The sequence below is a fragment of the Bacteroides intestinalis DSM 17393 genome (assembly GCF_000172175.1).
Classification (GTDB): Bacteria; Bacteroidota; Bacteroidia; order Bacteroidales; family Bacteroidaceae; genus Bacteroides; species Bacteroides intestinalis.
On sequence record NZ_ABJL02000008.1, the window covers coordinates 3274740 to 3301728 of the forward strand.

Genomic DNA, 26989 nt, shown 5'->3' on the forward strand with positions numbered 1-26989 from the left:
ACAATTTTACAATTTACGATTTACGATTGAGGTTACTCCCCTATCATTTATCACTCCTATCACCTTATCACTCTATCACTTCTCCTCTTCCTTCTCCAGCGCTTTCTGCTCCTCTTGTCCGGTACGGGCAATTACCCGCACATTGCTCACCTTACCGAAATCCGTAGCCAGTTTTATCTTCAACAGATAAGAGAGACCGTCGTGAGAATCGGACATATCATCCACCGTTCCCACCATGACTCCTGCCGGAAATACTGTGGAATAGCCGCTTGTCACCACCGTATCACCCAAGTTGAACTCTGCATGGCGAGGTAAATCCTTCAGATATGCAAAGCGAGAATCTCCATATTCCCACTTCAAATAGCCAAAATACTCGCTGCCTACAATCTTACAACTGATGCTCGATTTACTGTTCAGCAACGGAATAACGGTAGAGTAATGCGGAGAAGTTTTATAGACAATGCCCACTACTCCATTAGCATCTACCACGCCCATTTCCGGACGGATACCTGCAGACGAGCCTTCATCAAGTGTAATATAGTTATCCACCCGGTTCAAACTGTTTTTGATGACATTCGCCTTGAATATTTGGTATTCTTCCGGTTCAAGCCGTTCCAGACTATAGAGCCGCACAGAGTCCATTCCTTTATTATTCAATGTTTTCTCCAGGAATGCCACTCGTTGCTCCAGCCACATATTACGGTCGAGCAAGTCCTCATTGACAGATTTCAGATGGAAATAAGAAGTTATAGTTCCCGAAACATCGTAAACTTTCCCCGCCACACTATTGGCCGATGTGAAAAACACACTCTGCTGATAGTAATTGAAGCGGAACAATAAAACAAAACTGGCTGCCTCTAACAGTAGAAAGAGGAACCAGTAGTTGTATTTAATAAGAAAGTTCAGTAAATTTCGCATATGCCTTTATTACCGCATCAAGAATGAGAAACGATCCACATTCTTCAGCGCCACACCCGTACCTTTGGCAACAGCGTGCAGGGGATCTTCGGCAATGTGGAACGGAATGTTTATCTTATCAGTTAAACGCTTATCGAGTCCACGGAGCAATGCACCACCACCTGCCAGATAAATACCGTTGTGCACGATATCGGCATACAATTCGGGAGGCGTATTTTCCAATGCATTCAAGATAGCTGTTTCAATCTTTGAAATTGATTTCTCCAGACAGTGCGCTACTTCCTGGTAGCATACAGGCACTTCCATAGGCAGAGCCGTGATACGGTTCGGACCATGAACGATATAATCTTCCGGAGCATCCTCACCCAGTTCGGTCAAGGCAGCACCTACATTGATTTTAATACGCTCGGCCATACGCTCGCTGACCTTCACATTGTGTTGACGGCTCATATACTCCTGAATATCAGCAGTCAAGTCATCACCCGCAATGCGAATGGAGTTGTTGGCTACAATACCACCCAAGGAGATAACGGCAATTTCCGTAGAACCACCACCTATATCCACAATCATATTTCCTTCCGGAGCCTCCACATCAATACCGATACCGATAGCAGCAGCCATAGGTTCGAAAATCAGGTAGACGTCACGTCCGCCGGCATGTTCGGCAGAGTCGCGCACGGCACGCAGCTCCACTTCAGTACTACCTGAGGGGACACCGATAACCATACGGAGCGAAGGAGAAAACAGACGGTTACGATTATTCACCATCTTTATCAAACCGCGTATCATCTGCTCGCAAGCATAGAAGTCGGCAATTACACCGTCACGAAGCGGACGGATGGTACGTATGTTTTCGTGGGTCTTTTCGTGCATCATCTTTGCCTTATCACCCACGGCAATCATCTTATCGGTGCGACGGTCGAGAGCTACCACCGAAGGCTCATCCACCACAATCTTACCATTGGTTGTGATAATGGTATTGGCGGTACCAAGGTCCATCGCTATTTCTTGCGTAAAAGAGAATAATCCCATGTTGTTAATTATGAATTATAAATTATGAATTATGAAGATGACAGCATGCTCGGCGCAACTAACTCATCATTCATAATTCATCATTAATATTAGTGTTTGAAATGACGAATTCCTGTGGTCACCATCGCGATGCCATGTTCGTTGCAATAGTCGAACGAAAGCTGATCCTTGATGGAACCACCCGGTTGAATAACTGCGGTCACACCTTCATTTCCGGCAATCTCCACGCAATCGGGGAAGGGGAAAAAAGCGTCGGATGCCATCACGGCACCTTTCAGGTCGAAGCCGAAGTTCTTAGCTTTTTCGATAGCCTGCTTCAAAGCATCCACACGTGAAGTCTGTCCCACACCGCTTGCCAGCAATTGCTTGCCTTTAGCCAGTACGATAGCGTTGGACTTGCTGTTCTTCACAATCTTGTTAGCAAAGAGCATGTCTTCTATTTCCTGTGCGGTAGGTGTTTTCGTGGTTGCAGTTTTCAAATCTTCAGGCTTCTCGATGTTCAGGTCGCGGTCCTGTACCAATACACCATTCAGGAGAGAACGGAACTGCTTCTTAGGCAGTGAGGCAGGCTTGCGAACCAGAATAATACGGTTTTTCTTCTGTCCCAGGATTTCCAATGCGTCTACATCGTAATCAGGGGCAATAATTACTTCAAAGAAGATTTTATTGATTTCCTCAGCAGCCTCCTTATCGACCACTCCGTTTGTGATGAGCACACCACCAAAAGCAGAAACAGGATCGCCGGCCAATGCATCGTTCCATGCTTCGAGCACCGTGGGACGTGAAGCCAGACCGCAAGCATTGTTATGCTTCAATACGGCAAACGTAGTCTCTTCAAATTCATCGATCAAGTCAACGGCTGCATTGATATCGAGCAGATTGTTGTAAGAGATCTCCTTTCCGTGAATCTGGTCGAACATAGCTTCCAGATTTCCGTAGAAGTAACCCTTCTGGTGCGGGTTCTCGCCGTAGCGCAAAGACTTCTGATTATTGGCAGAGCAACGGAACGCAGAACCTTCTTCGCCATCGAAGTAGTTGAAGATGGCTGAATCGTAATGGGAAGAAACGGAAAACGCCTCTTTGGCAAACCAACGACGTTCTTCCAGCGAAGTGGTAGCTCCATGTTCCATCAACATATCGCGGAACGGCTGGTATTGTGCCTGAGAAGCAATGATAACCACATCATTGTAATTCTTGGCAGCAGCACGGATCAGTGAGATACCGCCTATATCTATTTTCTCGATGATAGTCGGCTCGTCGGCACCGGAAGCTACGGTAGCTTCAAACGGATACAAATCGACGATAACGAGGTCTATTTCGGGAATTTCATATTTTTCTATCTGTTGCATATCCTGTTCCAGTCCGCGACGGCAGAGAATACCACCGAACACTTTCGGATGCAGGGTCTTCACACGTCCACCCAGAATAGAGGGATACGTGGTCAAGTCTTCCACTGCTTTACAGGGATAACCCAGTGATTCTATAAACTGACGAGTTCCGCCTGTTGACAGAAACTCAACTCCTTCTTCATGCAGTTTGGTGATGATTTCATCCAAACCTTCCTTATGATAAACCGATACTAAAGCGGTTTTAATTCTTTTTGTTTCAGACATGGAATTGCGTATATAAGTATTTGATGTGCAAAGGTACTAAAAATGTTTATTTGCACACATACTCAAACACAATAAATTAGGTATAATTAAAAAAGGCAGCAATCCTATTTAGGATTTACTGCCTTTCTCTTTCTTTTTTGCTAAACGGAGAAGTAACCACTCCACTGTGCCAGAGTTGTGCCACGGCCTTGGCACAGTTTTGCCATCACCTTGGCAAGACTATGCCATGCTCATGGCACAACTGTGCCAAAGCGATGGCAAGACTTACCAAATAGAGACACGTTCTGCCACCGGTACGTACATCGGATCTTTCTCTGTAATGCCGAATGCCTCATACCATGCTGCAATGTGCGGCAATGCAGCGTCTACACGCCATTTGCCCAAAGAGTGCACGTCGATCTTCGTCAATTGCAGGATGGCTTCGGGACGAGTATTGTTAGCCCAAACATTGGCATAAGCCAGGAAGAAACGCTGTTCGGGAGTGAAACCGTCCTTTACTTCCAGCGGAGCGGCAGCGGTAGCCTTCTTGAATGCCTGGTAAGATACTTGCAAACCTCCGTGGTCGGCAATGTTCTCACCCAGTGTCATACGACCGTTGGCATGTACCCCCGGTGCAACTTCGATGCTGTCAAAGAAAGCAACCATTACATCGGCACGTTTCTCGAAGTTCTTGGCATCTTCTTCCGTCCACCAATCTTTCAGATTACCGTCTTTGTCGTACTGACGCCCCTGGTCGTCGAAGCCGTGTGTCATCTCATGACCGATTACAACACCGATTGCACCGTAATTGAAGGCGTCGTCAGCATTCATATCGAAGAATGGATATTGCAGGATACCGGCAGGGAAACAGATTTCGTTCGTTGTCGGGTTGTAATAAGCGTTTACGGTTTGCGGAGTCATCAACCACTCGTCTTTGTCCACCGGTTTACCGGCTTTGGCAACCATTTCGGCATATCCCCAAAGATTGGCACGTTTGATGTTGTTCCAATATGAATCGTCTTTGATCTCCAAGGTAGAGTAGTCTTTCCATTTATCAGGATAACCGATCTTCACGTGGAAAGTGGCCAGTTTCTCCTGTGCTTTCTTCTTGGTTTCGTCGCTCATCCAGGCAAGGTTGTTGATGCGTTCGCCCAAGCTGGTCTGAAGGTTCTTCACCAAAGATATCATACGTTCCTTGGCAGCAGCAGGGAAGTATTTCTCTACATACATCTGTCCTACGGCTTCACCCAGTGCGGAACTTACCACAGAAACGGCAGTCTTCCAACGGGGTTGCATTTCCTGCGTTCCGGACATGGTACGTTCGTAGAAGTCGAAATTCTGTTGAGCCATCTCATCATTCAAATAACCGGCAGCTGAATCAATCAGTTTCCATTGCAGATAAAGAGCTTGCTGATCGACGGGTAAGGTATTCAGGATGTTGGCAGCTTCAGCAACCGAAGCGGGTTGGCCGACAATGATCTCCTTCACATCTGTCAGGCCAAGACCTGAAAGGTAAGCGTCCCAGTTGAAAGTAGGATAATTCTTCTTCACCTCTTCCATGCTCATCTTATTGTAGTTAGCATGCGGGTCACGCAGTTCGGTACGAGAACGGAAAGCTTTAGCAAGACGGGTTTCCACGTCCATAACCACTTCCATACCTTTCTTGGCAGTAGCCTCATCGAAACCTGCCAACTGATACATTTTCTGTACATGAGTACGGAAGGCATCACGGATAGCGGTAGTAGAAGGATCAGTAGCCAGATAGTAATCGCGTTCGCCCATGCTCAAGCCGCTTTGATAAAGCTGCACGGCGTTCTCGTTACTGTTCATTTCGTCAGCAGCCACATAAAGGCCGAGGTAAGCACCGATGCCCTGTTTGCGCAGATCGGCGAGCAAAGCATAAACAGCTTCTTTATCTTTCAGGGAAGCAATCTGTTCCAGATCGGCTTTGATAGGAGCAACACCTTCCTTATTCAGCTTCACGCTGTCCATGACAATCTTGTAGAGGTCGCCTACCTTTTGCGCTACACTGCCTGCTTCGTGCTGAGTGGCAGCCAGTTCTTCAATCAGACCTTGTATCTGCTTACGATTATTCTCGGCAAGTTCTGTAAAAGAACCGTACTGTGAATACTCAGGTGAAAGTGGATGGCTTTCAATCCAACCGCCACAGGCGTACTGATAAAAACTACTCCCCGGAAGGGCAGTTGTGTCAAGATTGGCAAGCTGGATACCGGCTGTCATTTCAGCTTTCTGCTTGCCCGTACCACATCCCACCATCATAAGGCAAGCTGCGGCTAAAGGTAAATAATGAGTTACTTTCATAAGATATAAATAATATTTAAGTGATAGCGTGATAAAGTGATAAGGGGAAGGTATTCACCATATCGTTTTATTGTTCTCGCTTGGCTTCTTCCAGTTCGGTAGAGACGGCATCCCACTCTTCCATCACAGAGTCGAGCTGTTGCTTCAGTTTCTGATGCTGCTCGTAAAGGGCCATATCCGAAGCTCCCTCAGGAGTTGCCATTCGGGCTTCGAGAATGGCGATGGCAGACTCGGTCTGTTCAATCTCCGATTCACAGTCAGCAACGCGACGTTCTAGTTTTTTGAGCTTCTTGTTCAGTTCCTTCTGTTCTTCGTAGGAAAGCTTGGCACCGGAAGATTGAGTGGCGGTATCCGTATTCTCTCTTCCACCGGAAGGTGAGGTAGAAAGTGCGGGTGCTTTCTGTAATTCGTTCAGGTGTTCTATCTGCTTCTTTTGCAGGAAGTCGTAGATGCCACCGAGGTGTTCTTTCACAATTCCACCACCGAACTCATATACTTTAGTCGCAAGTCCGTCCAGGAAATCACGGTCGTGGCTTACTAAAATGACTGTACCGTCAAATTCGCGGATGGCATCTTTCAGCACATCCTTCGAACGCATATCAAGATGGTTGGTCGGTTCGTCCAGTATCAGGAAGTTCACGGGTTCCAGCAGGAGTTTGATCATTGCGAGGCGGGTACGCTCTCCACCGGACAACACTTTCACTTTCTTATCAGAAGCTTCACCGCCGAACATAAAGGCACCGAGGATATCACGTATCTTCGTGCGGATATCGCCTACGGCTACGCGGTCGATGGTATCAAATACAGTCAGGCTTTCATCCAAGAGTTGTGCCTGGTTCTGAGCGAAGTAACCGATCTGTACATTATGACCGAGGGTGAGCTTACCGGTATAGTCGGTGATTTCTCCCATGATACACTTTACCAGGGTGGATTTACCTTCACCGTTCTTACCTACGAACGCCACTTTCTCACCACGGTTTATGGTCAGGTTGACATCGTGGAAGATGACATGGTCGCCATAGGCCTTCCGGACATCCTCACAGATGACAGGGTAACTTCCGCTACGGCTGCTGCAAGCAAACTTCAGGCGCAATGCAGAGTTGTCTTCCTCGTCTACCTCGATGCGTTCTATCTTTTCCAGTTGTTTGATGCGGCTCTGCACCTGCACGGCTTTCGTGGCTTTATAGCGGAAGCGCTCGATAAAGGCTTCCGTATCTTCTATCTGTTTTTGCTGATTCTCATAGGCACGGAGTTGCTGTTCACGACGTTCCTTCCGCAGTACGACAAATTCGTCATACTTCACTTTGTAGTCGTAAATCTGTCCGCAAGTAATTTCAATGGTACGTGTGGTGACATTATTGAGAAATGCACGGTCGTGACTCACCAATACCACGGCATTGGCACGTGTGGAAAGGAAATTTTCAAGCCATTGGATACTCTCAATATCCAGGTGGTTGGTAGGTTCGTCGAGCAACAGCACATCGGGACGGCGAAGCAGGAGTTTGGCAAGCTCGATACGCATACGCCAACCACCGGAAAACTCACTGGTGGAGCGGTCGAAGTCTTCGCGGCTAAAACCTAAACCTTGCAGGGTTCGTTCTATTTCAGCACGGAAGTTGGTGCCGCCCATCATCAGGAAACGTTCGTTCTCATGAGTGAAACGGTCGATGAGTTTATGGTATTCTTCGCTGTCATAATCGGTGCGTTCGGCAAGTTGCCGGTTCATGCGTTCGATGTCTGCTTGCATTTCGAAGATGTGTTCGAAAGCCAGTTCCGCCTCTTGCATCACGGTACGCTTATCACTGAGAATCATCACCTGTGGCAGGTAACCGATAGTACATTCGCGGGGAATGGCAACGACGCCGGAAGTGGGCTGCTGTAGTCCGGCCAATATCTTGAGCATGGTAGACTTACCCGCACCATTCTTGCCCACCAGGGCGATGTGGTCTTTTTTGTTGATTACGTAAGAGACGTCTTCGAACAGAGGGGTTGCATTAAATTCTACCTTCAGTCCTTCTACTGATATCATAGTGTCAATGAATTTATCGTTCAGGGCTGCAAAGGTAACGATTTCCTGTGGGATATGACATCGGAAGCCTATATTATTGTAACTCGTTGGCGGAATTCATTCACTTCTATACGGTAATGAACAAAATGTGATAAGGTGGTAGGGTGATAAAGTGATAGCGGGATAACGCTCTGTGGTATATAGTGCAGCTACCTTATCGCCCTATCACCTTACCACCTTATCACTCTTGTATTCTTTTCTTTTCCGGTATGCACCAACTTATTCTTCTACTTTCAGCGGCAAGGTGATTGTAAAGCATGTACCCTTTCCGGGTGTGGACGTCACTTCGATCTTGCCTTCAAAACGTTTAACGATTGTTTTGCAAATGGACAGCCCCAGGCCCGTGCCTTGCTTGAAAGAGTCTCCTTTGTAAAAACGGTCAAAAATATGTTCAAGCACTTCTCTTGACATACCTGTTCCGGTATCTTCCACAAATATATTTACATACCCGGAAGCGGCCGGTCGGTATCCGATACGAATATTTCCTTCGGAAGTAAACTTTATCGCATTGTTCACCAGATTGTTTATCACCTGGCTCAACCGGGCGGGATCGGTATAAACAGTCACCTCCTGTCCGGGAAGGTCCAGCAGCAGTTCCACTCCTTCGCGCATATTTATCCTTTGCGCACTGCCTATCTCATTCAATACCCGATGGAGGGAAACACTGCAAAAACTAAATTCCATGGTGTTTGACTCTATCTTGGAAAGGTCCAAGATATCGGAGATCAAGACCATCAACAGCCGGCTGTTCTTTTCAATCAGAGAGGTAAATTCGATGATATCTTCTTTGGTCAAGTCCGATTCGCCATAAGCCAGCAGAGAAGAAAAACCTACGATAGCATTGAGTGGCGTACGTATTTCGTGACTCATATTGGCAAGAAAGATACTTTTTAGTTCGTCACTGCGCCGGGCTTTGCGCAAGGCTTCATTCAGCCTTTCTTCGGTATCCTTATATTTCTGGGTACTCATGCAGATGCCGACAACGCGGAAAGGGGTTTCTTTCAACTGCCCGACGTAGGTGGACTGGGCTTCGAACCACTCCCAACTGCCGTCGTCACGGCGAAGACGGTATTCCACGGGGGCTTCATACAGACTGCCATCCAGTTGGAGGGTCAAAGCGTCAAATACCGACTGACGGTCATCGGGATGCATCAAATAAGCAAATTCTTCAGGAGTAAGAGTATAATCTCTTGTGGGAATACCCAAATATTCGAAGTAGCGGGGATCGATAATCATAAGGTTACGCTCCATGTCGTAAGACCATTGGAATATCTGCGTGCGGCTCAGGGCGATGTTCAGCAGATGTTTTCGGGTACTTTCTTCCAGCACGTTGCGGTAGTAAAGTACGATTCTTACCAGCCGGTTTTCCTCATATATGCCCATCAGAGCACCTTGTATAAGAAAACTAATATGTCTCTTTGGTTCAAGCATGAAGCAATTGGAAGACAAGTGGATAATGCTCTGACGGCCTTCATGCAGATCCTGTAGGTAACGGGGCAGGACGTTCTCTCGGTCCTGCACCACTTCTAGCATGTCGACGACGGGCTTTCCAATGATGTCCGCATCCTGTTGAAGTTCATCACTCATCTGCTTGTTCATACGCCAGATGCGGTCTTCAAGATCGATCATGACAATGCTTACGGGCCATACATCGAACAATTGTTCGGCAATGGCGTTCACTATCCGTACTTCCTGAGGTATATCGGGGTTCATAGGATTATGTTTATCGTGTAGGGTGACAAAGGTCGGGCATAAACAGGTAGTTGGCAAACAAACCGGAAGAAATCAATATTCCATTTTGGCACAGATATATTCCATCGTTCACACCTTTACATCTTTTAACGGGACAGAAAGAGATAAAGAGTCGGATTTAACGGTTATTCCTGTTGATTATATACCGATATCTTTCAATTTTGCATACCTAAAAGGAAAGAGATGAGCATAAGTAAATTCAATATACATGCAGGCTTCACTGCTTACAAGTGTATCACAGTTCATAAGTTGGAACCTTTATTGGAGAAATCCTATAAGACAGAGGGAGGGATTTTTGTCCTCTGCAGCAAAGGTTCCCTGAAAACAATCATCAATCATACCGAATACCGGATTCGGGCGAATGAGTTGATAGCGCTTCCGCCAGAGAGTTTCGTACAGTTGCTGGCAGCGTCGGATGATGTGGAGATCCATACTGTCATGTTTTCACAACAACTGATCCAGAACGCGGGGATGGGTAAGAATATGATGGATAAGTTCCACATCATCGGCAAGCACTATGTTTTCCCGCTGTCGGAGGTGGCTTCCATGCTATATGCGGAAATGTTTACGTTTCTATCGCACCTTTATAAAGAGATAGGGGAGAATTTGAGTGAAGCTATGTCCCAGTCGTTCCTGAGCCTGATGTTACAGGGGGTGTCCGAGCTTTGTCCGGAACAGGCGAAGCTGATAGAAACGCCGGGTAGCAGGCATTTCCAGCAGTACCGGATTTTTGTCAGACTGGTACATGCAGACTATGCCCGGGAGCATCAGGTGGCGCATTATGCTAGGAAGATGAATATGCAGCCATCAGCCCTTTGCCGGCTTGTCAAGAAAGAGTCGGGGCATACGGCAATGGAAATTATCAATCAGACACTCATCATGGATGCCAAGACACAACTGCGCACGGAGAATACACCGGTGAAGGATATTGCACTGGGTCTGGGGTTCAATAATGCAGCTTTCTTCAATAAGTTTTTTAAGAAACATACGGGGGTGACGCCGCAGATGTTTCGGAATTCGATGAGATAGCGGGGATACAGAAAAAGAACGTATATCTCCACATTCCCAGCAAGCGAAGATATTTATTTCATCTTTCGCTGCTTTGCCTTACGAAGCAGACGTCGGGCAGGAATGGCTTTTATTTCACCATCAGGTGTACCCACTATCACAGTTTCGTTCCGCTGTGCTTTTTTCTCAAGCATGCGTTGCTCGGCCAGTGCCAACCCATAGTGCAATTTCTCGCTTAATTCCTTCCACTCATCGTTTGACATAACTTTCTATGGTTTTAAAGAGTTCTACTTCATACATCCGTGTCGGAAGAGTAGGACCGCCTTCAGCAACAATAACGCGGTTCTCCTTCAGCATATTCTTAGTAAGAATTTAGAGTTGCTAACATTTTCACCGCAGCAGCTGCGACAAAGATAAAGAAACTCCCCCAACTCATGCACCACAAGCCATTATTTTTCAATTCCTCTCTGTCCTGTCCGGAGAAACAAGTATACAGAAAAGTGTCCCTATCGCAAACCTTTTATGCTGCAAACGAGTTAAATAAGAAGTTATAGAGACTTTTTACGAAAAATACAACTACGTGCATTTGATAATAATCCCTATGTTTGCATCATGAAAAAGTTACTGCTGACTCTGTTCGCCTTCCTGATAGCCATTGATGTGGCTTATCCGCAACTCGCCATTCGCCACCGGTTAGCCACTCCAAAACCTGCCGACTCGCTCGATATAGACTATTACTCCCACAAAAGGGGGCTTCAGGCGGGCACCATGGTCTTCGGCATCAATATGGGAGTCTGGGCTTTCGACCGCTATATCCGTAAGGCTGACTTTGCCTACATCAATGGGCGTACCATCAAGGACAACCTCAAGCATGGTTTCGTGTGGGACAATGACGCCATGGCTACCAATATGTTCATGCACCCCTACCACGGTAGCCTGTACTTCAGCTCAGCCCGATCCAACGGATACAATTTCTGGCAGTCCGGGCTCTTTGCCTTCGGCGGCAGCTTCATGTGGGAGATGTTTATGGAAAACGAGTACCCCTCTACCAACGACATCATTGCCACCCCCATTGGTGGTATGGCCCTAGGCGAAGTGACCTACAGGGTTTCCGACCTCATCCTCGACGACCGGAAAATCGGCTGGTCACGCTTTGGACTAGAGTTTGCCGGGTTCCTAGTGTCCCCCATGCGCGGCTTGACCCGTATTATCAACGGAGATGCCTGGAAGCGACGTTCCACTTCGGGCAAACAATTCGGGGTACCTGATGTAAGTGTGGATGTATCTCTGGGCATACGTACCCTAGAACTGAAAGACGAGATTCTGGACAAAGGTGTGGGTCTGGCCTCCGAAATCAACGTCGAATACGGCGACCGCTTCGATGCGGAAGATACCAAACCCTATGACTATTTCTCCATCCAGGCGACCCTGAACTGGCAGAAAGATCAACCGGTCCTGGGACAGATAAACATCATTGGCCGACTGGTAGCCAAAGAGTTAGTGAACAATGAGAAGCACTACCTCAGCCTTGGGCTGTACCAGCACTTCGATTACTACGATTCGGACACGATATCAGCAGTATCGGCAAAAGTACCTTATAAATTCTGTACACCCGCTTCTGTGGGCGGCGGCCTCATCTACAAAAGAAACCTCAAACGAAATTGGGGAATAGACGGTTACGCCTACCTCAACGCCATCCTTCTGGGAGGTGCCCTCAGCGACTATTATCAAGTGGACGAACGCATCTACAACCTGGCCAGCGGCTACAGCAGCAAGCTCAACTTTAACTTTACCTACAAGGACCGTCTTGCCATATCCACCATCTACGAAGTCTACCACATGTTCACCTGGAAAGGGTATCCCCAAGACATCAACTGGGACGAAGTGGAACCGAAGACACTCAATGCACAGGGCGACCGTTCGAGGGCCATTCTCCATGCAGTCGGCCTCCGGCTGGACCTGAAATTGCGGAAGCAACTGTACCTCACCAGCACATTTATGAACTACACCCGCGATACCAAATACAGGTATCACGCCAATGTCTTTTCCAATACTTCGGAAGGGCGTATTATGCTGACTTATAAATATTGATAGAGAGGCATCACCATTGCCTTACTCATATATTTTCCATTCCCACATCCCCGCATCTCCCCGCAGAATATGTAAGCGGAGATAACGTGCCTCGCCAATACCCTTAGCCACATGGGGAGACCGTGCCTGAAGTTTCTTTTCTTCGGCACACACCTGCCAATGCTTGCCATCGACAGACTTTTCCAGTCTCCATGTATGCCCTTCTGTGGGCTTGGTGAAATAGAACTGGCATTCGCCAACGTTGCGCATCTCTTTCAAATCCACCGTAATGTACGGACTGCTATCCGTGACGGCAGCCATCCAGCGGGTTCCGTTCGATTCATCGCCTACATGGGCAGCCTGATAAGTATGTGTACGGGTATATTTCTTCACCGAGGCTTTCTCCGGCAGAGGATCATTCGGTTGTGTCTCGATGTCTACCACCGCCGTACGGGGAGCTTTCTCACTGGAAGCCCGGAAGTCAGCCTGCAACGCCAAGTTCCGGCGTGTCTCCTGAGGCGCGGACAGATAGCCTACGCCACGCATATCGGGCACTAAGGTCTTGATGGTTCCATCTTCATTAAATTCCATCCGGTTGGCATATACCTGGCGGGTAGTTCCACCATCGCCATATTCCAAATAGAGAAAGATGTATTCATCCGTCTTTTCGTCATAGAAGATATTCCCGTGACCGGGTCCCCAAACCTGGTTTTCGGGAGCGGAGAAAAGGAAGATATCATTACCTTCCGGCTTGACGAAGCCACTAAGCGGAGATTCACGGCTCATCATATAAGCATTGACATAGTTCTGATTTCCACTCAACGTATATACATAATAATAGATACCTTTCCGCTTAAACATCAACGGACCCTCGGAATATCCCTGACGGGCAGTCTGCATAGTCAGCGGCTCACCTTCTATATGAAGCCTGTCCGCAGAAAGACGGGCAGCCAACCGACGGCGCCAGAAGAGATAACCATTGCCATCGTCATCTATAAAAGGTTCCCCGTCAATGTCATTTACGATAAACGGACTATCCACACCTTCCACTCCCGGAGCAAAAAGCCCGTTACCTTCAGCAAAACGAAAAGGACCGTCCGGACGATCAGCTATCATGACATACGTACCCATCTTTTCATCCGGTTTCACAAAGGTGACGTAGAGGTAGTAAGTACCGTTCTGCTCAATCACCTTTCCGGGAGCCCAATAACGGAAATAACCAGTTTTCTTCTCTCCTTTGTCATTCACCCAATCATAGCCTTTCGCCCAGTCGAAGCCCTGGATGTGCGAGCCTTCGAAGCTCCAGTTCACAAAATCTTTCGACTTCCACACTACCGGCGTTCCGGCACGACCGAGACCATAGTCCAGGTCAGTAGTAGCATAGAGGTAGTAGGTATCGCCAAACTTAGAAAGTGAAGGGTCAGCCAGATTATCGGGAATCAGAGGATTATAATTACGATTTGCTATCAAAGTTTCCACAACGGAAGCATCCACAGCAAAAGCCGTCCCATGACGGATGCCACGGGGGAATGAAACCAGATCGGACACATCTTCCCAAGTCTCGCCATGATCCAGTGAACGGACTGCACCGTAACGGTGGTCACGGTATTTATCGAAATAAACATAGAGTGTATCACCCACAAACAAGGGGGCAGGTCCTTCTGCCCAATAGTTTCCGGTGATAGAAGGAGAAACTTTAGTGGGGAATCCTTTCGACAAATTTCTGGTACGGGTAATGCGGAGATTTTTCTCCGGCGGATTGGAGTTTTCATTCTTCACCACCATAATCAGGTCCTCATTCTTCGGGTCTTTCACGATGGCAGCATCAATGACACTGAAATCGGGATTGAAAAACATTTTGGTCTTCGAGAAGGTCTGGAAATCTTTCGTAGTTACGTAGTACATGCGATGATTCAACCCTTTCTCACTCTCACTGGTTGCTACTTCTTTATGACGGCCGGGAATGGTAGTTGCCCAGAATATATAATATGTCTGCGACGGTTCATTGTAGAAAAGTTCGGGCGCCCAGCAATTGTGGGCAGTCGGTTCGTGCATCATGACGGGGATGACTCGCTGCTCGCTCCAATGAATCAGATCGCGGGAAGAGGCATAACCGATAATCCGGTCGGTCCAACTGGAAGTCCAGACCATGTGAAAGGTGCCGTCGGGTGCCTGGCAAATACTCGGATCACGCATCAGTTTATCTTTCCCCACGACAGGGAGCAGGTATGACTTGCCACCATTCAGGGCGGTCCAGTTCAGGCCATCGTAACTATAAGCCAGATGCAGTCCGTCTCTGCTGTCATTGATGAAATAAGAAAAAAGGTAAGCCGTTCCATTGGCACAAGTGGTCATCAGGGTGCCGAAGCATAAAGCCAACCAGATAAGTACAGTTTTCATGGTTTATTCAAGATTAATAATTTCATTGCCTACAAAGATATAGCATCTCCGGAACATACCGAAACGAAAAAGACTGGAGAAATGAACCGAAACCTGTAATATTGTGTAAAATTCAGTTGTCCAATCAGAAGAATTCCTCTACCTTTACACCGGTACATCAAATATTATAGATTATGAAAGGAGAGCGTAACGCACAGGTATATCAAGTAGGGCCTCATCTATTCGGTACTTCCTCCACCATTCCACACTGGAAAACGGAAGAGTTGATTCCCTCCCTGAAACCTTTCCTGTTATCTTTAGATACATACAAAGAGAAAGAACTCAAAATAGCATTTTCACTTGCCATCCAGCCGGAGAGTGAAACCCAAGAAGAAGACCATGCAAAATATCGCTCACTCATCGAGTTCGAATGGGAAAGTGCCACGTGCAGGATCAGCGTGATCCCGGATACGGACTCTTATCTCATTACTATCCTCGCTCCCAACGATCCAAAAGAGTACACAGCTTATTTCTTCTACGGATTTACCAAAGGTATCCTTTTCCTGCACGCAACAGAAGCGGATGCATTTGTGCTCAACAATATCCTAATGATGATTTATGCTTTCAATACAGCTTGTTCCGATACTGTATTAATGCACGCTTCCGTCATAAAGAAAGATGGAAAGGGATATCTCTTCCAAGGCAAAAGCGGAACGGGAAAGAGTACGCACAGCGGGTTGTGGCTAAAACATATCCCCGGCTGTGAACTGCTGAACGACGATAATCCCATCGTACACTTCAACCGGAAAACAGGGGAAGCCACAGTTTACGGTTCACCCTGGAGCGGAAAGACGCCTTGCTACAAGAATGATTCTGTTCCTGTAGGGGCATTTGTACGATTGGAACAGGCGCCGATGAATGAGATTCAGCGGGAGAGTCCGGCACGGGCATTCGCATCGCTATTGCCGTCGTGCTCTAATCTGAAGGAAGTGAGAGAATTGAATAATGGTGTCATCGAGACAGTGAAATATCTTGCGGCCCATACTCCGGTGTATTTTCTGAAATGCTTGCCGGACAGGGAGGCGGCGGAGGTTTGTTTTAATACAATTAAGCAACAAGCTACAAGCTAAACCAACATTATGATAGATAACGGACGAAAAAGAATCATCCCCAACGAGGTACTGTTACCCGAAGTAGCACGCCTCATCAGCGAAGGACATACCGTAACCCTGACAGTCAGAGGAAATAGTATGAACCCATTTCTTGTGGATCGTCGCGACCGCATTGTTTTAGGTCCTTTTACCGATAACGATCTGCATCTGAATACGGTCGTACTCGCCAGAGATACGAACGGACGTATCGTTTTCCACCGCATCACCCGCCGCAACGGCAAAGAGCTAACACTGCAAGGCGACGGTAATATACGGATAACCGAACAAACGAGCGTAGACGATGTCATGGGAATAATGATTGCCGCCATCCGTAAAGAAAAAGAATATCCGTGCAATGGCCGTATCTGGCAGCGCTATTCTTTCTGGTGGCTGAAACTAACCCCTGTAAGGCGATGGTTACTGGCGATATTCAGAAGAATCAGAAGAGTAACAACCCAATAAGTACGAACTATGAAAATCAAGGACGGATTTACTTTACATCAGATTGGTGACGAATACATCATCATGTACAACGGCACTCAAAATGTGGATTTCAATAACATCATTAGTCTGAACTCTACAGCAGCCCATCTTTGGAAACATGTGGAAGGAATGGATTTCAATGCCGACACCCTTACCGACTTCCTTATGGAAAATTATGAAGTAGACTCTGAAACCGCAAAGCGGGATGCAGAACAACTGATAAAGAATTGGCTGGAAGCCGGAATCATAAAGTAAATGAGTTACAAGCTGATTCATTATGAAGACAAAGCAAATAAAGTACATCTGGGAAGTATCTCGTGGACAACGGGGACGTATTCTCCTCTCCTGCCTCACAGGCATCATTGGGGTAGCGGTCTCTCTTGTCTTTATTTATGCCTCCAAGGTCGTCATCGACATTGCCACAGGCACCGCCATCGGAAGCCTGACCAATGCCGCCATCCTTACCATTGCTTTGTTAATCGCTCAACTTCTGTGTGGAGCCGTCGATACCTGGCTCAGTACCCGTATGCAAGTGGAAACAGGAAATGCACTGCGCCATCGCCTCTTCTCCCGTCTATTACAAAGCCGTTGGAACGAATTGGAACGCTTTCACACCGGCGACATCGTAAACCGGGTGGAACAGGATACTGCTTCCATCGTGGAGTTACTGACCAGCACAATCCCTGCTTTCATAGTTACCATCGTTCAGTTGATAGCCGCATTTGTATTCTTCTGCTTTCTCGATCCGTCCCTGCCCTGGGTAGTGGTAGGTATTCTACCTATCTTCCTATTAGGTAGCCGCTTCTATATGAAACGAATGCGTCGCTACACCCGTGAAATCCGGCAGAGCGACAGCCGCATCCAATCCGTTATACAAGAAAGCCTGCAACACCGCACCGTCATCAAAACCCTGGAACAAGGCGACCGGCATATCGGAAAGCTGGATGACCTGCAAGATGTACTCCGTAGTCAGATATTCGGTCGTACCCGCTTTTCACTCTCTGCACGTATGCTGGTGGCATTTGCGTTCTCCGGCGGCTATCTTACAGCATTTCTTTGGGGTGCTGTGCGCCTCAGCACAGGCAGTATCACCTTCGGAACAATGACTGCCTTCCTGCAACTGGTAGGAAAAGTACAACGGCCTGCACTCGATCTTTCACGCCTGCTACCTTCCTTTATCAATGCCCTCACCGCTGTAGAGCGATTGATAGAACTGGAAGAACTTCCCGCTGAAACAAGCGGAGCATCACAACTATTCCTCCAAACCCCGGATTTACAATTGAAAGATGTCACATTCAGTTATTCAACAGGTGACCGCCCTATACTAAATCACTTCTCCTGCAACTTCCCTGCCGGAAGCTGTACTGCCGTATTAGGTGAAACTGGCGCCGGAAAAACCACCCTGATCCGGTTGCTTCTCGCACTCGCTGACCCGCAAGAAGGAAGTATTACCCTTTCACCTGCAAACATAACACAATCTTCACTCTCAACTCTTGAAGTTTCCCCTCAAACCCGTTCCAACTTCGTCTATGTTCCCCAGGGAAACACTCTCTTCAGCGGTACCATTCGTGACAACCTGCTAATGGGTAATCCTCATGCCACTGAAGCCGAAATGCTCCAGGCTCTCCGCACCGCCTGTGCCGACTTCGTCCTCTCTCTACCAGATGGAATAGATGCCAATCTCAATGAACAAGGTGGCGGCCTCAGCGAAGGACAAGCCCAGCGTATCGCCATCGCCCGCACCCTCCTCCGTCCCGGACACATCCTGCTGTTGGATGAAGCCACCTCTGCCCTTGATCCCGAAACGGAACGACAATTAATTAAAAACCTGCGCAGAGACTGCACAGGCAAGACATTCATCTTCATCACACATCATCCGGCAGTAGCCGAGGCTTGCGAAGCTACGATACAACTTTAAAAGATACATTGCCGTGAAATTAAAAAAGGGAATCATCTTACGATAACTCCCTTCTATTTCTAATTCTAAATTTGCTTTCGCAAAGTTCCCGGACTTAGAACAGCTTGGCAGGGTATTCACCTGCATCCACTAAAGCCTGGATTTTATCTACAACGCTTTGGCGATCTTCAGGATAAGTCACGCCAAACCATTTGCTTGTAGTATCAAGAACCTCGCATGTAGCAACACCGTCCTGAATCAATTTATCTACCATCAACGGGATGAAGAATTCACTTTTCAAGTTCTCCATATTCTTCGGATCGCTCAGGAAGCTCTTGAAGAAATCGAAGCTGTATGCAAAGTAATCAGGAGTAAAGCCCCAGAAGTTCATACTTACCGGAGTAGTTTCGGGGGTAGCTGCCCATTCGCCATTATCGTCAATGTATTTCACTTCGCCATCCATACGCTGGATCTTAGTGCGTTCTACAACAGAAGTCAGCAGGTTGTTGGCATCCGTACCGCAAAGACCACGAGATACAGTACCGCTATCGCTTAGTGTATTGCCAATGCGGAAACCTACCATTGAATATACATTCTTTGAACCTTCGGGCAGTGCAGAGAGGAATTTACCCATTACCTGGAAAGAGTCACGACCATAGAAGTCGTCGCAATTAATAACAGCAAACGGTTCCTGAATTACATCAGCACCCATCATTACGGCATGGTTGGTTCCCCAGGGTTTCGTACGACCTTCGGGACAAGTGAAGCCTTCGGGCAGATCGTCGATAGACTGGAACACCAGTTCACACGGGATATGACCTTCATATTTTGAAATAATTTTATCACGGAAGTCTTTCTCAAAATCCTTACGGATTACGAAAACGAGCTTACCAAATCCGGCGTTAATGGCGTCATAAATTGAATAGTCCATAATAGTTTCGCCATTCGGACCCAGTCCGTCCAATTGCTTCAAGCCACCGTAACGGCTGCCCATTCCGGCTGCCAATAAGAATAAAGTTGGTTTCATACTTAGTTATTATTTAAAAAGGTTAGTGTATCCTTGTTTTGATTACGGGGGCAAAATTACAAAAAATAAAGTCAAGAGAGGTAGACAATTGATTCATATTTTAGCTCTATCGTACAAAACTCACCGTTAGAATGGATAGCCGATAGCAAAATGCCATGCCATACCATCTTTAAACTTCGGAATATTATAATATCCCTTTTTTCCTGTATCATACGGATCATGCAGTGCCACACCCCAGTCGAAACGGAATACAAGGAAATCCAGGTCGTAGCGCAGACCGGCACCTGTGCCCAAAGCAACTTGTTTCGGGAAATTCTTCAACGTCAGTTGCCCATTGGGACGGTTTTCATCCTTACGCATCAACCAGACATTACCTGCATCGAGGAAGACAGCTCCGTGCAGATCGCCGAGAATACGGAAACGATATTCCACGTTTGCTTCCATACGGATATCACCCACATGGTTGATATAGGAATACTTTTTCTCTTTATCGGGTGGATAGCCACCGGGGCCGATACTGCGTGCAGAATAGGCACGGATACTGTTGGCACCACCTATGTAGAACTGTTCGGTATATGGTGCAGTCGTCGCATTTCCATAGGACCAGATAAATCCTCCTGCAATACGGGAAGCAATCATCTGGTTCTTATCTATCCTGTAATGATAACGGAACTCCGAATTCAGCTTCAGGAATTGTGCGAAAGGAACTCCCAGCAGTTTCTTATCTTCTTTGCTGAACGACTGTCCGAATGCCTTGTAAACCAAAGAGGTCAGGTTACCGGCAGAGCCGAATGTAGTCTGCCACCAAATGGGGTTACGGACTGTGCGGAGAGAAGCATTATCATAAGTGTATGTATATTCCATTTTAGGAATAAACTGATTACGGAGGCTGATGTAAAGGGCCGGATTCTGAGCTTGTATTTCCTCAAAAGCCGCAGTCGGATTACGCAACACGTTAAATGTCAATTGGAAGGGCGTGATACTGTGTTTCCGGGTAGGCACAGGCTGAAAGTCATACGTAACGTTTCCACCGAACGCAAGCAGTTTATAGTACTTGGCACGGTTCATCTGGTCTATATAGACACGGAAGGTAGTGGAAGCCGGGAAGTCATATTCCTTGGTACCCATCCGGGGAAAGACGATACGCGGAAAGGTAAGTGCAGAAGATAAGCCCAACTCGTAACTATTCATCAGCGAACTGCTGTTCTTACCCGTCTGCCATTCATAAGAGCCGTTTACTTTCACATTCCAGGTTTCACCACCGCCGAAGACGTTGTTCTTCGTTACGGTGAAGGCGGCACCGGGGCCGGTCTGGTTATTACTTTTCATCGTAACATTGAAGTCCAGTTCAGCATCATACGGTTTATCCAGCATAGCACGGATATTCACGTCCAACGTATCGGAAACGAGCGCCGTATCGCGGGGCGTGTACTGCATCTCCAGATAACGGAAAATACCTACACTTGCCAGACGCTCCTGGATACGTGTTTGCCGATACTGGCTATACAACTTTTCCGGACGACGGCGCATACCTCCCTTGTCCAGTTCCTGCCGTTTCCGTTGATAACCTTGGTAGTTCAGCCAACGGTGAAGCATATTGGGACGTATCTTCAGTTTATCGTAATAGTGTATCCAAAAAGTCTTGTAGTAGAGACTGTCATTGGGCATTTGTCCTTGTGGCCCTTGGAGGTAGAAATTGGTTTTACCTACGAAGAAAGGACGTTCGGCATCCTTCGGCATACCGGGAACGGGGATCATGCGCAGGCTGACGTGCCCACCGGGAACGAGGGTTGTATCAGCCTGGTAAGTCAGATAGTCAGGGCGAAAATAGTAATACCCCATATTACGCAGCAGGCCGCTGATGCGGGTACGCTCACCATCAAGATCGGTAACATTGAACTGTTCACCCGGGCTGATCAGGGAGCGACGGCGACCGAGGTTGATAATCTGCATGGTGGTACTGTTGAATCCCCTATAATAAACGGTATCAATAAAGTACGGGTTGCGCATATCGACCGTATATTGCAACTTGGCTTTCAGACTGTCCTTGGGATTAACGAAAGTTTGATAGCTTACTGTACCATTAAAGTACCCATAATCGTGCAGGATATTTGTCGCTACTTTCTGTCGGATGTCCGGATTAACGGAGGATATGAGCACGGGAGTAGCGGCAAAGCGGTTGAATATCCACTTTCCGAAACCTTTCTTGTACTTTCCAAAACCATTGTACACCCACAGTCCGAAAGGGAAAGGAATGCGGTATTCGGAACTACCGAGCAGAGAGTTATTGGGGGCTTTGGCAAGGGCGGCTTCCACTTCTTCCATAGCGGTCTCGCCTACCTTGGTATCGGAGCGGTTCTCTACAATCATCGGCTTCTGACCGGTGTAGAGCACTTCGCCTTCAGGCAGGTGCTTAGTAGTGGAGCAGGCTGCCAGAAGCAGGGTTGCAAGGAGTATATATACAAGTTTCTTCATTTTATTCTTCTATGTATTAAGAATTTATGTATGTGCCTACCACCTCCCCCTTCGGGTACTCCTCCTCCCGGGAGGAGGAGAACTGAGAATGATTCGAGAGGCATCATACTATTGCTATTTCTTTTACACTATTCGCTTACAGGTTCTACTTTCTTCTTTCTCTTGAATATGAACAGCTCACTCAGGCGGTCCATTTTCCGGCGAAGCACAAGGCCGACACCTGTCTCGGTTATCTCACCGTCGAGCACACTTTCATAGTTCTTGTTGTGGAATACGCGGACATAGCGTGTACCACTATTATCCAGACGATATTCCAAAGAAATATTATCGATGAACGATTCTACGTCATTCGTTGCATTGGCGCCACTGGACACTTTTCCACCGATAATGATCTGTACACGATCATTGAAGAAACGCTGCGAATAGCGGAAACTGTAGTCCGTCTGTTTATCGCCCGTTTCGGCGGCAGTACGGTCTTCAATACCCACACTGAGGGAAGCATTCTTCAGGTTCCCGGTCAGTGAATTAATCTGGCTTTGCAGCACACTGTTCAGTGCGGAACCCATGGTTAAACCACCACCTTTTCCGCTGTTATAAAGATACATACCGGTGGCAAGCATGGTGATGGCCTGCTTGCTTCGTTCATCGGCGCTCATTCCTGCCAGCTCACCCTGCACAGTGGCATCTTCAGGGGCACTCAGATTAAAACTCAAATCAGGGTTCTCCAAACGATTCTTGATGCTGATGGAAACGTCGAAGTTCACCATACGCGAACCACCGTCATCACCATCGGATACGGAAGCGCGGACACGCTCCGTAGCAGTCAGGTTGAGCGAAGGGTTCATCGGATTACCCGTCCAGTCCACATAGCTTCCGTTGACAAACTGGAACTCTTTCAGAGGAATAACGGGCAGGGCATATTTCATCATACCACCGATCAGCGTATAGCGACCGGACAATGTGAGATCGCCTTGCGGAGTATATTGCAGATTCAGGTCACCTCCACCTTCCAATTCCACACGGCTGCTGCGGTCAGGGCTGAGATCGGCACGTAAGCGTACGGCATCATCAATATGCACAGACATCAACATGTCCATACCGCCAAGCGACATAGTGGGAACTTCCGTTGCCTGTACCGAAGTAGTATCCGTAAAGGAAGTGAATGTAACGAGTTCACCCAAACGGTCTTCTACTGTCAAGGGCGAATCGGTCAGCACATAGGTTACATCCGTATTACCCAGCAGATTCATGTTTCCGCGCATGGTCAGTCCATCCAGCGGACCGCGTACGGTAGCGTTCAGGTCCACGAAGATTTTACCGTAAAGCATACTCTCGCGTGTGCGGGGTGCATCGAGCAGAGTATAATTCTGTGCACGCAAGGTCAGGTTTGCTGTCGGTCGGTCCATATTCCGGAAGTCCACGTTTCCGTCTATCGTGAAGGGGTTACGACTGGTGGTATATATAGCAAACTTATTAAATATAAGCTGGTTATTCTCTATCTTCAACGGACGATTGTCGAACCAGTAGCGAGCACCTGCCTGACGGGCGTAGACAGAGACACTGTCTAATGAAAGATCGCCGCTCATCTTTGGTTTCTCCATATCTCCATTGATATAAAGTCCACCGTCAATGTCACCTGTGAAAGTAACGACCTGATCGGGCATAAAGGCATTGGCAAGGGAAAGCGGGAAATGCTCGAAAGTGGTGTTGACTTCAAGCGAATCACGTCCGTTCTTCTGAGTTAATACGGCATCGGCAGTCAGCACCTCCTGATCTCCCGACCGGAAATAGGCATTCAGATAGTGCGTGCCTTTATCACCCGGAAGCCATGTGGCGCCCAGTCCGATGTTACCTACCGGCTGGCGTTCGTAAGTCAGCTTTTCCACACCGGCTTCAGCGGAAACTTGCAGGGAGGTTGCTGTTTGTATATAGTTTGCTTCCGCAGAGAAAAGTCCCGTGATACGGGGCATATAAGGCAGAATGCCACTTAGTTTATCCAAGCGGAAACGGATTAATTCCAGATTTATATTCTGTAAAGAGACAGTGTCAGACCGGTCGGACTGCATACGGAAGCAGAGTCCGTCCTCACTGTCCATGTCGACATTAGCGTAGACGCGCATATTCTTGTGCAGATAAATCCAGTCGCTGTTATCTACAAAGTGGAACTTCTGGAAAGCAATGATAGGCTCGGCAGGTGTCAGGCGGAAGGCAATACCATTACCCCTACCCCGGCCCTCTATCAAAGGACGGGCATTGATACCCAGATCGAGTCCGGTATCTCCCTTCGCATCCACATAATTCAGGGTAAGTTCGGCATCTTCATTACGGATTTCACCCGTCAGTGTACTGCGGAAGACAAACTGAGGGTTCTTTGGTCCATTTATAACACCCCCCTGCAACTTCATGCGTGCAGTGTCCTGGCTGATAGCAAAGAAAATGGTATCCAGTTGTAAGGAGTCCATACGCAGACCATGTATAGCAGTTCGCCCGTTGATACCACGTCGGGGTGTGGCGCCAAAACGCAATATAAAGTCATCAAAAGAAATATCCTTGGTTGCCAGGAAATAACTGACAGGATTCTGCTTACCGGCTTTCAGTTGCATACCGGCTGAAGGCAGTGCTTTCCGTAATTCTGCATGGTCGAGTTGCTTCAATTCTATCTGCCGGGTAAGAAGTGTGGCAAAGACAGTACCTTGATCCATCAGTTTCTGCAAGGTACTGCGGGCACGGAACTGAAAGTCGAGGTCGCCTGCATCCATGTTCATCTTGATAGAGTCATGGCGTGCTTCGGCACCGAGAGTGAAAGCGAAAGGATGCTTCAATGGTTTAGGAGAAATACCTAACTCATGCAGACCGACATTCTCCACATTCATAGCCACCTTGCCATCCAGGTATTTACGGTCAAGACGCATATCCGCATCCGCCTGCATCTTCAGCAGGGCATTGTCGCTCGTCATGTGTACAGTGGCAAGAGTGGATTTCAATCCGGCTGTCAGGTCGATGCCGGAGATATTCCAGTGTCCGTATTGTAATTCACCGAGAGAAGCTTGTACAGCAGCCACGGTACGGTGATTGGCGGGATCGAATCCTTTTCCTTTGGCGGCAATCTTAGCCGAAAGTGTATAGATAGAATCTTTAGGCAAGAAGTGGTGCACTTGCAAGGCATCCACATGAAGGTCTGCCTGATAGGCTTCGGTAGAAGTGTTGTAACGAGCCAGCAGATTCAACAGCCCTTCGCGTTCTTTCAATTTCAGGCTGGCATCATAATTGGGGCCATCCAAACCAAGTCGCGCAGCAAGGTGCATACTGTCCGGCACAACAATAGAACCGTCGGGGGTGACACCTGTCAATCCGGTAAGGAAATTCAGATTCTGTGTCCGGATATCAAAGTCAATGCTTCCGTTGCGCGTCAAACTGTCGGTGAGGTTCCAAATCTCACCACCACCATTCAAGGTGAAAGCACCCGGCAGGTCGATATTGAAGCGGGAAATCTGCATCTGCTTGAAGTTACCTTCCGTACCGGCACGGATGGTAAGAGGGCGGAAAGGATATGCATCCTTGAATGTATCAGGCAAGTCACCTGCAAAGAGCATTACATCCTGCTTACCGATGCGGGCATTGAAACGGGCGGAGAGTCGTCCGGAAGTGGGAATTTCTACCAATTCCCAATAAGTCTGGGCGGTGAAATCCATTTCACTGTGTGGGGTAAGCAATTTTAAAGAAGGCACCTGAATAACAGTGGAATCAGCAAATACCCGTCCCGTCAGTGAAGTGATGCTCAGGCCGGAACGCTCGTTCATAGAGAATTCCCGGATAACGGCATTTATGTTCCGTCCATGATAAAGCACGGAGTCCACTCCAATGCGAATATCCCGCAAGGCAATGTGCGAAGCATCAAAGCCCGGGGCAGGTTTCACACCGGTGCTATCGGTAGCCGCAAGACTACCGGTATCTATCAGGCTATTAATGGCACTGAGCAATTGGCTACCCGCATCATAGTTAACCGTAGTACTGCTCAATTCAAATTTCTTCAGACCGTACATCTGTCCGCCCAGGTCAGCAACCGCATCATCCACCTCTGCATCACCCAGACGGGCAGCAAGATGCATGGAATCCAGCGGCATTTGCAAATCAACGGAAACGTTCTTCAATGCCAACTTGTGTAAAGCCACTTTCCAGTTAAGGGCGGCAGTCGTGGTATCCGGTTCGGCAGTGGTAGTGTCGTTCATCACAACGAGCATATGAGTATCACTCAGTTCCACGCGGTTGATAATAGCATCTTCTTTCTTCAGGTCTACACCGTGACTTTCGAGGAAGAAACGCCCCAACACACCACGTACACGAATACCCTCTATAAGATCGGCAGAGTTTAGGAAAACTCCGTTCACAGTAACCTCGTCCAGTTCTACTTTTCCGCGTATCAGCGGCCATGCCTGCACGCGCACGTTCAGGCTTTCCAGTGTCAGCAGGGTATCGGAAACCTGTTTCACGGCAAGGGAGTCGCCGGGAACAGAGGAAATTTGTTTATCTGCCTGTATAGGCTGAATGACCTGCACACCGCGTACCAGCAGGTTCAGCGGAAAGCGGAGGTCGATGCGCTCAACAGATATATCCATACCCGTTGCCTCGGATGCGATGGCAGTGGCTTGCTTCCGTATCAGGTTCTGTACGGGAGGGATATAAAGCAATACCATCAGTATTACAAACAATATGATAGGGGTGAGCAGTATCCACACCACCCATTTCAACCATTTTCTTCTCATTAGGACGTCAATCGATAGTCAGTGTTTAAATCGTTACAAAGTAAACAAATTC

Annotated in this window: 17 protein-coding genes; 6 read left to right on the forward strand and 11 right to left on the reverse strand. The window is 47.6% G+C overall.

What is annotated here, in order from left to right; translation table 11 throughout:
- Window positions 1-75: 75 nt before the first annotated feature.
- The 6 genes from mreC to BACINT_RS22480 all read right to left on the reverse strand — a co-directional run bounded on the left by mreC (window position 76) and on the right by BACINT_RS22480 (window position 9645).
- A complete protein-coding gene (gene mreC, locus BACINT_RS22455) occupies window positions 76-918 on the reverse strand; it encodes a rod shape-determining protein MreC (RefSeq protein ID WP_007667578.1) in 843 nt (280 codons plus the stop codon).
- Window positions 919-927: 9 nt separating this feature from the next.
- A complete protein-coding gene (locus BACINT_RS22460) occupies window positions 928-1950 on the reverse strand; it encodes a rod shape-determining protein (protein WP_007667579.1) in 1023 nt (340 codons plus the stop codon).
- A gap of 89 nt (window positions 1951-2039) precedes the next feature.
- Window positions 2040-3563 carry a bifunctional phosphoribosylaminoimidazolecarboxamide formyltransferase/IMP cyclohydrolase gene (purH, locus tag BACINT_RS22465; protein WP_007667581.1) on the reverse strand — a complete coding sequence of 508 codons (1524 nt, stop codon included), beginning with the start codon at window positions 3561-3563 and terminating at the stop codon, window positions 2040-2042.
- A gap of 264 nt (window positions 3564-3827) precedes the next feature.
- Complete coding sequence (locus tag BACINT_RS22470) at window positions 3828-5864, reverse strand: M13 family metallopeptidase (protein WP_007667584.1); 2037 nt, start codon at window positions 5862-5864, stop codon at window positions 3828-3830.
- Window positions 5865-5931: 67 nt separating this feature from the next.
- Window positions 5932-7893 (reverse strand): ribosomal protection-like ABC-F family protein, encoded by a 1962-nt coding sequence (abc-f, locus tag BACINT_RS22475; RefSeq protein WP_007667586.1) that lies wholly within the window; start codon window positions 7891-7893, stop codon window positions 5932-5934.
- A gap of 258 nt (window positions 7894-8151) precedes the next feature.
- On the reverse strand, window positions 8152-9645 hold the full coding sequence (locus BACINT_RS22480; protein ID WP_007667589.1) for a sensor histidine kinase: 1494 nt from the start codon (window positions 9643-9645) through the stop codon (window positions 8152-8154).
- A gap of 222 nt (window positions 9646-9867) precedes the next feature.
- On the opposite strand from BACINT_RS22480, the gene BACINT_RS22485 reads away from it, so the two are divergent.
- Window positions 9868-10713, forward strand: a complete 846-nt coding sequence (locus BACINT_RS22485) for a helix-turn-helix domain-containing protein (RefSeq protein WP_007667595.1) — start codon at window positions 9868-9870, stop codon at window positions 10711-10713.
- A 53-nt stretch (window positions 10714-10766) separates the two neighbouring features.
- On the opposite strand, the gene BACINT_RS22490 is transcribed toward BACINT_RS22485, so the two are convergent.
- On the reverse strand, window positions 10767-10955 hold the full coding sequence (locus BACINT_RS22490) for a hypothetical protein (RefSeq protein WP_007667596.1): 189 nt from the start codon (window positions 10953-10955) through the stop codon (window positions 10767-10769).
- 349 nt (window positions 10956-11304) lie between these two features.
- On the opposite strand from BACINT_RS22490, the gene BACINT_RS22495 reads away from it, so the two are divergent.
- Entirely contained in the window at window positions 11305-12783 is a 1479-nt protein-coding gene (locus BACINT_RS22495; protein ID WP_007667598.1) for a DUF3943 domain-containing protein, read from the forward strand.
- Window positions 12784-12804: 21 nt separating this feature from the next.
- Here BACINT_RS22495 and BACINT_RS22500 read toward each other — a convergent pair whose 3' ends face one another.
- Window positions 12805-15162 carry a family 43 glycosylhydrolase gene (locus BACINT_RS22500; RefSeq protein WP_007667599.1) on the reverse strand — a complete coding sequence of 786 codons (2358 nt, stop codon included), beginning with the start codon at window positions 15160-15162 and terminating at the stop codon, window positions 12805-12807.
- 173 nt (window positions 15163-15335) lie between these two features.
- Here BACINT_RS22500 and BACINT_RS22505 point away from each other — a divergent pair, with 173 nt between their 5' ends.
- From BACINT_RS22505 to BACINT_RS22520, 4 genes are read left to right on the forward strand one after another with little or no spacing between them, the layout of a single operon-like run.
- A complete protein-coding gene (locus BACINT_RS22505) occupies window positions 15336-16271 on the forward strand; it encodes a hypothetical protein (protein ID WP_007667600.1) in 936 nt (311 codons plus the stop codon).
- Window positions 16272-16280: 9 nt separating this feature from the next.
- Window positions 16281-16754 carry a S24/S26 family peptidase gene (locus BACINT_RS22510; protein WP_007667601.1) on the forward strand — a complete coding sequence of 158 codons (474 nt, stop codon included), beginning with the start codon at window positions 16281-16283 and terminating at the stop codon, window positions 16752-16754.
- A gap of 9 nt (window positions 16755-16763) precedes the next feature.
- Entirely contained in the window at window positions 16764-17030 is a 267-nt protein-coding gene (locus BACINT_RS22515) for a PqqD family protein (RefSeq protein WP_007667602.1), read from the forward strand.
- 22 nt (window positions 17031-17052) lie between these two features.
- Complete coding sequence (locus tag BACINT_RS22520; RefSeq protein ID WP_007667603.1) at window positions 17053-18693, forward strand: ABC transporter ATP-binding protein; 1641 nt, start codon at window positions 17053-17055, stop codon at window positions 18691-18693.
- Window positions 18694-18787: 94 nt separating this feature from the next.
- On the opposite strand, the gene BACINT_RS22525 is transcribed toward BACINT_RS22520, so the two are convergent.
- The 3 genes from BACINT_RS22525 to BACINT_RS22535 all read right to left on the reverse strand — a co-directional run bounded on the left by BACINT_RS22525 (window position 18788) and on the right by BACINT_RS22535 (window position 26937).
- Window positions 18788-19699, reverse strand: coding sequence for a glycosyltransferase family protein (locus BACINT_RS22525; RefSeq protein ID WP_007667604.1), 912 nt, complete (start codon window positions 19697-19699; stop codon window positions 18788-18790).
- Between the two features lie 126 nt (window positions 19700-19825).
- The gene (tamL, locus tag BACINT_RS22530) at window positions 19826-22174 is read right to left on the reverse strand and encodes a translocation and assembly module lipoprotein TamL (protein ID WP_007667607.1); all 2349 of its coding nucleotides are present in this window, start codon (window positions 22172-22174) and stop codon (window positions 19826-19828) included.
- A gap of 128 nt (window positions 22175-22302) precedes the next feature.
- Window positions 22303-26937, reverse strand: a complete 4635-nt coding sequence (locus tag BACINT_RS22535; protein WP_007667609.1) for a translocation/assembly module TamB domain-containing protein — start codon at window positions 26935-26937, stop codon at window positions 22303-22305.
- Window positions 26938-26989: the final 52 nt, after the last annotated feature.